Here is a 10,148-nt window from a genome sequence, read left to right as displayed (position 1 = left end):
GTCGTGATCCTCACGTACCTCGTGATCCTGGTGACCATGGTCTACGGCCCGATCGCCGCCATGCTGGTGGAAATGTTCCCGACCCGCATCCGCTACACCTCGATGAGCCTGCCCTACCACATCGGCAACGGCTGGTTCGGCGGCCTGCTGCCCACCACCGCGTTCGCCATCGTCGCGCAGACCGGCAACATGTACAACGGTCTCTGGTACCCGATCATCATCGCCGCCGCGACCTTCGTCATCGGCACGCTGTTCATCAAGGAAACCAAGGACGTGGACATCTACGCCAAGGACTGATAGCTGATAGATCAGTGCATGAAGGGCCTCGGGGCAACCGGGGTCCTTTGTAGATTGATTTGATCAGGAGACCATCATGTGGAAGATCGCCGTTGGATTTGTTGTATTTGCCGGCCTGGCGATGTTCGTGATCATGCAGGGCGGCGACAGCCTCGACATGGCGGGTGAGAAGCACGGCGCCGACGCGGTGCACGCGCCGGCTCCCGCGGCCGCTGCGGCCCCGGCCGCGCCTGCCGCCAAGCCCTGACGGCCGCGGACAGAACTGTTCAGCGCTTGAACTTGCCGTCGTTGCCGATGATGGACAAGTCGGCGAAACCCAGGCCCGTGTGGTCTTCGGGCGAGTAGCTCACTTCCAGCCCGCCCAGATCGAACTTGCGCATGCCCTCCAGGGCCATGACGCCGCGGGAGTTCTCTCCCCAGCCGCGACCTTCGTCATCGGCACGCTGTTCAACAAGGAAACGAAGAGCGTGGACATTTACGCCCACGACTGATGGCCCCTCGGAGCATTGCATGAGGAGCCCCGGCGTGCCGGGGCTCTTTGTCGAGTGTTCGAACGTCCCCCCTGGCGGCTCAGCATCAGACGAGCGCCATGGCGGTTGGGGGCACCCAGCCCTCGAACGCGGGCAGCAGGTCGTTGACGCGCCGCCTTGCCTCGGCTTCACAGTGCTCGCATGCCGCCAGCTGGTAGACGCCGCGCAGCAGCCAGAGGTCGGTGCCCGAACGCATGCTTCTGGCTTGCTCCCTGATGAGCTCGGTAGCGCTGCTGTCGCACGGGCGCGGTGCCCATAGTGGTTGTCGCGCCTACGATAGCTGGGGGTCAAGGCTGCAGCCTTGATGCTCGTCAAGACTCGGCCATGACGTTATTTGCTGTGAGTCAGAGCGAAGTCAGTTCAGAATCGCAATATCAACCAACGGTCGTGCCGGCCGAGAACCACCGCAAGGAGCTGACATGGAAGACGATCTGGTGCAGCGCATCGCGAGCAACCCGAAATACCAGGAGCTGAAGGCCAAACGAAGCAGCTTCGGTTGGTGGCTGACGCTGGCGATGATGGTCGCCTACTACGGCTTCATCCTGCTGGTGGCCTTCGCCAAGCCGCTGGTGTCGCAGCGCCTGGGCGATGGCGTCATGACGCTGGGCATCCCGCTCGGCTTCGGCGTGATCGTCTTCACCGTCGCCATCACCGCCTATTACGTCAAGCGCGCCAACAGCGAGTTCGACGACCTGACCGAGCAGATCACCCGTGGAGTGCTGAAATGAGCCGCCTTTCGTTTTCCAGCAAGGCTGTCCTTGGCACCTTTGCATTGCTGGCCCTGGTTGCGGGCGCGCATGCGGCCGGCGCAGACCTCGGCCAGGCGCAGAAGCAGGCCACCAACTGGACGGCCATCGGGATGTTCGGCGTGTTCGTCCTGTTCACGCTGTTCATTACCAAGTGGGCGGCCGCGCGCACCAAGAGCGCGGCTGACTTCTACACCGCCGGGGGCGGCATCACCGGCTTCCAGAACGGCCTGGCGATCGCAGGCGACTACATGTCGGCGGCGTCCTTCCTGGGCATCTCCGCGGCCGTGATGGCAGCGGGTTTCGACGGTCTGATCTATTCGATCGGTTTCCTCGTCGGCTGGCCGGTGATCACCTTCCTGATGGCGGAGCGGTTGCGCAACCTGGGCAAGTTCACCTTCGCCGACGTCGCGGCCTTCCGCTTCAAGCAGACCCCGGTGCGCGTCTTCGCCGCCTCGGGCACGCTGGTCGTGGTAGCTTTTTACCTGATCGCCCAGATGGTGGGCGCGGGCCAACTGATCAAGCTGCTGTTCGGCCTGGAGTACTGGATGGCGGTCGTCATCGTCGGCGCGCTGATGATGGTGTATGTGCTGTTCGGCGGCATGACTGCCACGACCTGGGTGCAAATCATCAAGGCCTGCATGCTGCTCGGTGGCGCGACCTTCATGGCAGCGTCGGTCATGTGGTACTTCGGCTTCTCGCCCGAGGCGATGTTCGCCGGCGCCGTCAAGATCAAGACCGACCTGGCGCTGAAGGATGGCAAGACCGCCGAGGTGGCTACGGCCATCGGCCAGTCGATCATGGGGCCGGGCAATTTCGTCAAGGACCCGATCTCCACAATCAGCTTCGGCATGGCGCTGATGTTCGGCACCGCCGGCCTGCCGCACATCCTGATGCGTTTCTTCACGGTACCCAGCGCGAAGGCGGCGCGCACGTCGGTGATGTGGGCGACCGGCTGGATCGGCTACTTCTACCTGCTGACCTTCATCATCGGTTTCGGCGCCATCACCTTCGTGCTGACGAACCCCGAGTTCCTGGACGCCAAGGGCGCGCTCACGGGCGGCGGCAACATGGCCGCCATCCACCTGGCCAACGCCGTCGGCGGCAACATCTTCCTCGGATTCATCTCCGCTGTGGCCTTCGCCACCATCCTGGCCGTCGTGGCGGGGCTGACGCTCTCCGGTGCTTCGGCGGTGTCGCACGACCTGTACGCCACGGTGTTCAAGCAGGGCAAGGCCGACAGCGCGTCGGAGCTGAAGGTCTCGCGCATCACGACGGTGGGCCTGGGCATCGTGGCCGTGCTGCTGGGCATCGCGTTCGAGAAGCAGAACATCGCCTTCATGGTCAGCCTTGCCTTCGCCATCGCCGCCTCGGCCAACTTTCCGGTGCTCTTCATGAGCGTGCTGTGGAAGGACTGCACCACCAAGGGCGCGGTGATCGGCGGCTTCCTGGGGCTGATCTCGTCGGTCGCGCTGACCGTGGTCTCGCCGTCGGTGTGGGAAGCCACGCTTGGCAACCCGAAGGGCTCGGCCCTGTTCCCGTACACCAGCCCGGCGCTGTTCTCCATGACCATCGGCTTCGTCGGCATCTGGCTGTTCTCGATTCTCGACCGCGGCGCGCGCGCGCAGCAGGACCGGGCAGGCTTCCTGGCGCAGCAGGTGCGCTCGGAGACCGGCATCGGCGCCGCGCGCTCGAGCGGCCACTGACGGTCGAGGACTCACGGGTCCAAGCGGGCGGGACAGCGGCTACACTGGCTGCTGTCCAGCTTCTTTTTTGTCTTTCCATGCCGGACTCCCGCGGAACCGAATCGCAGCGCGAGATGCTCTCGCTGGTGACCGCCCGCGTGCGAGACGCATACGTGGGCAAGCCCGTCTACGTCGACGGCTCGCTGGACCTGGTGTCGGTCTGCCGCTTGCTGTCGCAGCAGGGCGTGACGTACACGCTGGTGCGCGACGGCACGCGCCTGGGCCTGTTCACCACCACCGACCTGCGCGACGCGCTGCTGCGCGACCAGCCGCCTGCCACGCTGGCGGTGCGCGACGTGTCGCAGTTCGAGCTGATCGAGATTGATGCCGATGCGGAGCTGTACGAGGCCCTGTGGCTGATGGTGCGCCACCGGGTGCACCGGCTTCTGGTGCGTGACGGTGACACGGTGCTGGGCGTGATCGGACAGCTCGACCTGGTCAGCTTCGTCGCGAACCATTCGCATATCGTCGCGGCGCAGATTGACGAAGCGGCCTCGATGGCGGATCTGAAGGCCGCCGCCGATCGCATCGACGCGATGATCACGCTGCTGCACGAGGGCGGCATGCGTATCGAACGCATTTCGCGGCTGGTCGGCGCGCTGAACCAGCGCCTGATCGAGCGCTTGTGGAGCCTGCTGGCGCCGGCGGAGCTGGTCGCCAACAGCTGCCTGCTGGTCATGGGCAGTGAAGGCCGCGGCGAGCAGATCCTGAAGACCGACCAGGACAACGCGCTGCTGCTGCGCGACGGCTACGAGCTGCCGCAACTTCCCGAGATCGCCGCGCGCTTCAATGAGGCGCTGGCCGAATTCGGCTATCCGCCCTGCCCCGGCGGCATCATGCTGGCCAACCCGCTGTGGCGCGGCAGCGTGGCCCACTTCCGCGAGACGCTGCGCGACTGGATCTACAGCCCCGATCCGCAGGGTGCGATGCACCTGGCGATCTTTTTCGACGCTGTGCCGGTGGCCGGCGATGCCACCCTGCTGCAGGCCGTACGCCAGCACTTCGACCGCATCCTTGCCGGCGGGGACGCGTTCCTCGCGCGCTTCGCCGCTGCGGCCGACCAGTTCGACGAACCGCCGAGCCTGTGGACGCGCCTGACCTCGCGCAGCGACGAGCAGCCGCTGGACCTGAAAAAACTCGGCACCTTTCCGATCGTGCACGGCGTGCGCGCGCTGTGTCTGCAGCACGGCGTGCGCGAGCCCGGAACCGCACAGCGGCTGCGCCGCCTCGTCGAACGCGAGCTGCTCGATGCCGACATCGGCCGCGACTTGCTCGAAGCGCTGTACTTCCTGATGGAGCTGAAGTTGCGCCACCAACTGCGCCAGCGTGCAGCTGGCCAGACACCGGGCAATCTGGTGCAGCCGTCGGCCCTGAGCACGATGGAGCGCGACCAACTGAAGGGCGCACTGGCGATCAACAAGCGGTTCCGGGTGCTGCTGCGCCAGCGGTTCCGGCTCGACGCACTGTAGAAGGGGCAGAAGGCCAGGGCCATGTCCAACCCGCTTCGCAGCCAACGACTGTTCGCCTTGTTCGCGGCCGGTTGGCTGCTGCTGAATTTTCCGCTGCTGACGCTGTGGGACCGCGACCTCACCGTCTGGGGCATGCCGCTGATGCCGGCGGCGCTGTTCGGCGGCTGGGCGCTGCTGATCGGCGCCGCCGCCTGGATCAGCGAAACCGGCGCCAGTGAGGACTGACGGAGCGGCGAACATGCTTTCGACCCCCCTGGTCCTGGCCGTATCGTTCGCCTATCTGATGTTGCTGTTCGCGATCGCGTATTTCGCGGACGGCCGTGCCCGTGCCGGCCGTTCCGTGATCGGCAATGCCTGGATCTACACGCTGTCGATGGGTGTGTATTGCACCGCATGGACCTATTTCGGCAGCATCGGCCGCGCCGCCGCGTCCGGCTTGTGGTTCCTGCCGATCTACCTCGGACCGACGCTGGCGATGCTGCTGGCCGGCTCGGTGCTGCGCAAGATGATCCGTATCGCGCGCACCTACCGCATCACGTCGATCGCCGACTTCATCTCCAGCCGCTACGGCAAGAGCCGCGCGCTGGCCGCGCTGGTCACGTTGATGGCGCTGGTGGGCATCCTGCCGTACGTGGCGCTGCAGCTCAAGGCGATCGCCAGCGGGCTGGCGCTGCTTACGACGCTCCCCGGAGAGACGGCGATGGCGCACGTGCCGTGGTGGCGCGACAGCACGCTGTACATCGCCCTGGTGCTGGCCGGTTTCACGGTCGCTTTCGGCACTCGCCATCTGGACACCAGCGAGCGCCATGAAGGGCTGGTCGCCGCGATCGCCGCCGAATCGGTGGTCAAGCTGGTCGCGTTTCTGGGCGTCGGCATCTTCGTCTGCTGGGGCCTGTTCGACGGGCCGGGCGACATCTTTGCGCAGGCCGCGGCGCGCGCCGACCTGAAGCCGCTGCTCGGCCTCGGCGGCGAGAGCGGATTCGCCGGCGGCCAGTGGTTTGCCCTGACGCTGCTGGCCATGCTGTCGGTGATCTTCCTGCCGCGCCAGTTCCAGGTGATGGTGGTCGAGAACGTCGACGAACGCCACCTCACCCGCGCCACGTGGGCCTTTCCCCTGTACCTGCTGCTGATCAACCTGTTCGTGCTGCCGATCGCACTGGGCGGGCTGCTGCACTTCGGCAAGAGCGGCGCCGACGCCGAAACGTTCGTGCTGTCGCTGCCGCTCGCATTCGACCAGCCGCTGCTGGCGCTGGTTGCCTTCATCGGCGGGCTGTCGGCAGCCACCGGCATGGTGATCGTCGAGGCGATCGCGGTCTCCACCATGGTCAGCAATGACCTGTTGATGCCGCTGGTGCTGCGGCTGCGCCGCCGCAGCGCGGGCGACCTGAGCGCGCTGCCGCTGGTGCTGCGGCGAATCGTCATCGTCGGGCTGTTGCTGCTGGGCTATCTGTATTTCCGCATCGCCGGCGAGGCCTACGCGCTGGTCAGCATCGGGTTGATCAGCTTCGCCGCGGTCGCGCAGTTTGCGCCGGCGCTGCTCGGCGGCATGTACTGGAAGGGCGCTACCCGTGCCGGTGCGCTGGCCGGCCTGGCCATCGGATTCGCGCTGTGGACCTGGACGTTGCTGCTGCCATCGATCGCCAAGTCGGGCTGGCTTGCGACCGCGTTCATGACGGACGGGCCCTTTGGCATCGCGCTGCTGCGCCCCGAGCAGCTGTTCGGTCTGACCGGCCTGGACAGCCTCACGCATGCGCTGCTGTGGAGCCTGTTGGCCAACGCCGGCTGTTATGCCATGGTGTCGCTGGCGCGCGCGCCGTCGGCGCGCGAGGCCGGCCAGTCGCTGCTGTTCGTCGACATATTCCAGCGAACCGCGTCGGCGCCGGTGTTCTGGCGCGGGCGCGCCCGGCTCGCCGAGCTGCAGCGACTGGCGACGCGCTTTCTCGGCGGGGATGCGGCGCAGCGGCTGTTCGCCGACTATGCGCGGCAGACCGGTGTCCCGAAGATCGAACGGATCGAGCCTGACGCGCGGCTGGTCCAGCATGTGGAGACGCAGCTCGCGGGCGCTATCGGCAGCGCGTCGGCGCGTGCGGTGATGGCCAGCGTCGTGGAGGAGGAGCCGCTGGGCACCGAGGACATCCTGCGCATGCTCGACGAAGCCTCGCAGGTGCGGGCGTTGAACCGGCAGCTCGAAAGCCTGGACCGGCTGAAGGACGATTTCATGTCCTCGGTGACGCACGAGCTGCGCACGCCGCTCACCTCGATCCGTGCGTTCGCCGAGCTGATGCGCGACGAGCCCGGGATGGACGCACCGCAGCGCCAGCAGTTTCTGGACCTCGTGGTCACGGAAGCCGAGCGCCTCAGCCGCCTGGTCAACCAGGTGCTGGACATGGCGAAGATCGAGTCCGGCAACGCCGAGTGGCGGAGCGATGCGATCGACCTGCGCGAGCTGATCGCGCATGCGGTACAGACCACCGCCCAAACGTTCCGCGAGCGTGGCGCGCAGCTGCGGGTCGAGCAGCCCGCACAGGTACCGGTGCTGCACGCGGACCGCGACCGGCTGCTGCAGGTGCTGCTGAACCTGCTGTCCAATGCGGTGAAGTTCGTGCCGCAGGACAGCGGCCGGGTGATCGTGCGGCTGCGCAGTGACGCTCGCTGCGCCACCATCGAAGTGTGCGACAACGGCCCCGGAGTGGCGCCGGATCAGCAGCAGCTGGTGTTCGAAAAGTTTCGCCAGGGAGGCGCTGTCAACCACCGGCCGCAGGGCACCGGCCTGGGCTTGCCGATCAGCCGCCAGATCGTCGAACAATTCGGCGGCCGCATGTGGTTGAAGTCCGAGCCAGGGCAAGGCGCCTGTTTCGGGTTCGAGCTGCCGTGGCAGCATGAGGAGACGACACGATGACCCACAAGATACTGATCGCCGACGACGAGCCGAACATCGTCATTTCGCTCGAATACCTGATGAAGCGTGAGGGGTACGCCGTCACCGTCGCGCGCGACGGGCCGGAGGCGCTGGCCGCGATCCGGCGCGAGCGCCCCGCGTTGGTGCTGCTGGACGTGATGATGCCGGGCATGAGCGGCTTCGAGGTGTGCCAGGCGGTGCGCGCCGACGAGTCGCTGGCCGGCGTGAAGATCGTGATGCTGACCGCCAAGGGGCGCGACACCGATATCGCCAAGGGCACCGCGCTCGGTGCCGATGCCTACGTGACCAAGCCGGTCTCGACCAGCAAGCTGGCCGAGCAGGTGCGCGAGCTGCTGGGGGCGGCATGATGCATTGCCGCGTCAGCCCCTTCCGTGCAGGGATGTCATGAAGGTCGACCGCCGCGAATTGATCGCGACACTCGCTCCCGGGCTGCTGCTCGCGATAATCGCGGCCGGCGTGGTGCTGCTGCTTGCCGGAACGCTCGAGCCGGCCGAGCGAGCGGCCTTCACGGCGATGCTCGAGTCCCGCGGCGCGTTGCTGCTGTTCGCCTGGCTGGTGCTCTCGGGTGCGATGGGGGCGCTGCTGCGCAGTGCCTACCGGCACTGGGTCGGCTCGGCCGCCCGCCTGGCCGAACAGGCCGGCGTGTTGGTCGCCGCGGCCGACGCGGCGCGCGAGATCGAACCCGCGGGCAGCGCCGAGACGCGGGCGCTGGCCGGCCTGTTCAACCAGCTGGCGCGCCAGCGCAGCGCGCTGCGGTCCGACGTCGCCGCGCAGATTCGGCAGGCCAGCCTGGGCATCGAACAGGAGCGCAACCGGCTTGCCGCGCTGATGGCCGAGCTGACACAAAGCGTCGTGGTCTGCAACCTGGATGGCCGCATCCTGTTGTACAACAGCCGCGCCAGGCTGCAGTTCAAGGCGCTGTCGCATGCGCCGCAACAGGCCGGCGGCGCCGAGCTGATCGGCATCGGCCGTTCCATCTACGGCGTGTTCGACCGTAACCTGGTGGCCCATGCGCTCGAAAACATCCGCAACCGCATGGCGCGCGGTGCCGCCAGCCCGTCGACGCAGTTCGTCACGGCTACACCGGCCGGACAGTTGCTGCGGGTGCAGATGGCGCCGGTGCAGACCGGCGAGGCCTCGGCCGACGGCGCCGCCGACATCGGAGGCTTCGTGATGATGCTGGACAACGTGACCCGCAGCTTCGAGGAGGAGGCCATACGCGATCGGCTGTTGCACGGTTTGAGCGAAGGCAGCCGCTCGTCGCTGGCCAACATGCAGGCGGCGGTGGACATGCTTGCGCTGCCCGACGTGGAGCCCGAGATGCGGGACCGCTTCCTGGGCGTGGTGCGCGAGGAGGTGGCAGCCATGAGCGCGCGCATCGCCGGACTGGCGCAGCGCGCGGTGCAGGGACTCAAGGCACGCTGGCCGCTGGAAGACATGCTGGGGTCCGACCTGGTCGCCGCCGCCATTCGGCAGATCGAGCGCTGTTGCGGCCGGCCGGCTTCGGTGGACGAGGTCGATCCGGCCCTTTGGCTGCGAGTGGACAGCTTTTCGCTGCTGCAGGCATTGAGCTATCTGGCCAGCCGACTGGTCGACGAATTCGATGTTCGGTTCCTGCAGCTGCGGCTGAAGGCGGCGGGCGAGCGCGCCCAGTTGGATCTGATCTGGTCCGGCCATGCGATGAGCAATGAAACGGTGATGAGCTGGGAGCGGGAGCCGATGCGTTTCGAGGCCGAGAGCACGCCCTTGTCGGTGCGCGACGTGGTCGAGCGGCACGGCGGCGAAATGTGGTTCGAGCGCGAGCGCGTGCGGCACCAGGCCTTTTTCCGCTTCCTGCTGCCCGTGGCCAGCGGACAGGAATCGCCGGAAGAAGAAATGGTGCAAAGCGGCAGCCGACCGGAGTATTACGACTTCGACCTGTTCGGTGCCCGACCCGAGAGCAGCGAACTGGACGATCGCCCGCTGTCTTCCCTGGCATATACCGTGTTCGACACCGAAACCACCGGCCTGTCGCCCGCCAGCGGCGACGAAATCATCCAGATCGGCGCCGTGCGCATCGTCAACGGCCGGTTGCTGCGGCACGAGCGCTTCGAGCAGCTGGTCGATCCCGGGCGGATGATCGGCGATGCCTCGCTCCGTATCCACGGCATCACCCAGGACATGGTCGCCGGCAAGCCGCGCATCGACCAGGTGCTGCCGGCTTTCCATGCGTTCGCCCAGGACACGGTGCTGGTGGCGCACAACGCGGCCTTCGACCTGAAGTTCCTCCAGCTCAAGGAAGCGGACACGGGCATCGTCTTTCGCCAACCGGTGCTGGACACCCTCCTGCTGTCGGCGCTGGTGCATCCCAACCAGCGCTCGCACGAGCTGGAGGCGATCGCCGAGCGCTTCGAAATCACGCTGCTAGGCCGGCACACGGCGCTGGGCGATGCCCTGGTCAC

At 66.9% G+C, this 10,148-nt stretch carries 10 protein-coding genes and 1 pseudogene; 9 read left to right on the top strand and 2 right to left on the bottom strand.

The features are described 5' to 3' along the window. Both VLK61_RS04940 and VLK61_RS04935 read left to right on the top strand, forming a co-directional pair. The coding region (locus VLK61_RS04940; RefSeq protein ID WP_325418887.1) for an MFS transporter at positions 1–297 on the top strand (297 nt) is incomplete at its 5' end. A gap of 76 nt (positions 298–373) precedes the next feature. Continuing rightward, a complete protein-coding gene (locus VLK61_RS04935; RefSeq protein ID WP_325418885.1) occupies positions 374–544 on the top strand; it encodes a hypothetical protein in 171 nt (56 codons plus the stop codon). 19 nt (positions 545–563) lie between these two features. On the opposite strand, the pseudogene VLK61_RS04930 reads toward VLK61_RS04935, so the two are convergent. Together VLK61_RS04930 and VLK61_RS04925 are read right to left on the bottom strand one after the other, a co-directional pair. Further along, a pseudogene (locus VLK61_RS04930) lies at positions 564–689 on the bottom strand (amino acid ABC transporter substrate-binding protein); the annotation flags it as partial. 184 nt (positions 690–873) lie between these two features. Beyond that, positions 874–1,023 (bottom strand): hypothetical protein, encoded by a 150-nt coding sequence (locus VLK61_RS04925; RefSeq protein ID WP_325418884.1) that lies wholly within the window; start codon positions 1,021–1,023, stop codon positions 874–876. Positions 1,024–1,246: 223 nt separating this feature from the next. Here VLK61_RS04925 and VLK61_RS04920 point away from each other — a divergent pair, with 223 nt between their 5' ends. The 7 genes from VLK61_RS04920 to VLK61_RS04890 all read left to right on the top strand — a co-directional run. Then, complete coding sequence (locus VLK61_RS04920) at positions 1,247–1,555, top strand: DUF485 domain-containing protein (RefSeq protein ID WP_325418882.1); 309 nt, start codon at positions 1,247–1,249, stop codon at positions 1,553–1,555. After that, positions 1,552–3,279, top strand: coding sequence for a cation acetate symporter (locus tag VLK61_RS04915; protein WP_325418881.1), 1,728 nt, complete (start codon positions 1,552–1,554; stop codon positions 3,277–3,279). Before VLK61_RS04920 ends, VLK61_RS04915 begins: the two co-directional genes overlap by 4 nt. A gap of 77 nt (positions 3,280–3,356) precedes the next feature. Beyond that, on the top strand, positions 3,357–4,787 hold the full coding sequence (locus VLK61_RS04910) for a putative nucleotidyltransferase substrate binding domain-containing protein (RefSeq protein WP_325418879.1): 1,431 nt from the start codon (positions 3,357–3,359) through the stop codon (positions 4,785–4,787). Between the two features lie 21 nt (positions 4,788–4,808). Further along, positions 4,809–5,012: a hypothetical protein gene (locus VLK61_RS04905; RefSeq protein WP_325418878.1), complete on the top strand. Its 204-nt coding sequence runs from the start codon at positions 4,809–4,811 to the stop codon at positions 5,010–5,012. A gap of 13 nt (positions 5,013–5,025) precedes the next feature. Then, on the top strand, positions 5,026–7,686 hold the full coding sequence (locus VLK61_RS04900) for a sensor histidine kinase (RefSeq protein WP_325418877.1): 2,661 nt from the start codon (positions 5,026–5,028) through the stop codon (positions 7,684–7,686). Further along, the gene (locus tag VLK61_RS04895; RefSeq protein ID WP_325418875.1) at positions 7,683–8,054 is read left to right on the top strand and encodes a response regulator transcription factor; all 372 of its coding nucleotides are present in this window, start codon (positions 7,683–7,685) and stop codon (positions 8,052–8,054) included. The genes VLK61_RS04900 and VLK61_RS04895 overlap by 4 nt, the downstream gene beginning before the upstream one ends. 37 nt (positions 8,055–8,091) lie before the next feature. After that, positions 8,092–10,148, top strand: a 2,057-nt coding sequence (locus tag VLK61_RS04890; RefSeq protein ID WP_325418873.1) for a 3'-5' exonuclease, incomplete at its 3' end; no start/stop codon positions are given.

Source organism: Aquabacterium sp., from assembly GCF_035476535.1.
Taxonomy (GTDB): Bacteria; Pseudomonadota; Gammaproteobacteria; order Burkholderiales; family Burkholderiaceae_C; genus Pseudaquabacterium.
The sequence above is the reverse complement of the archived record's forward strand: the minus strand, read 5'-3'. Positions and strand labels throughout refer to the sequence as shown.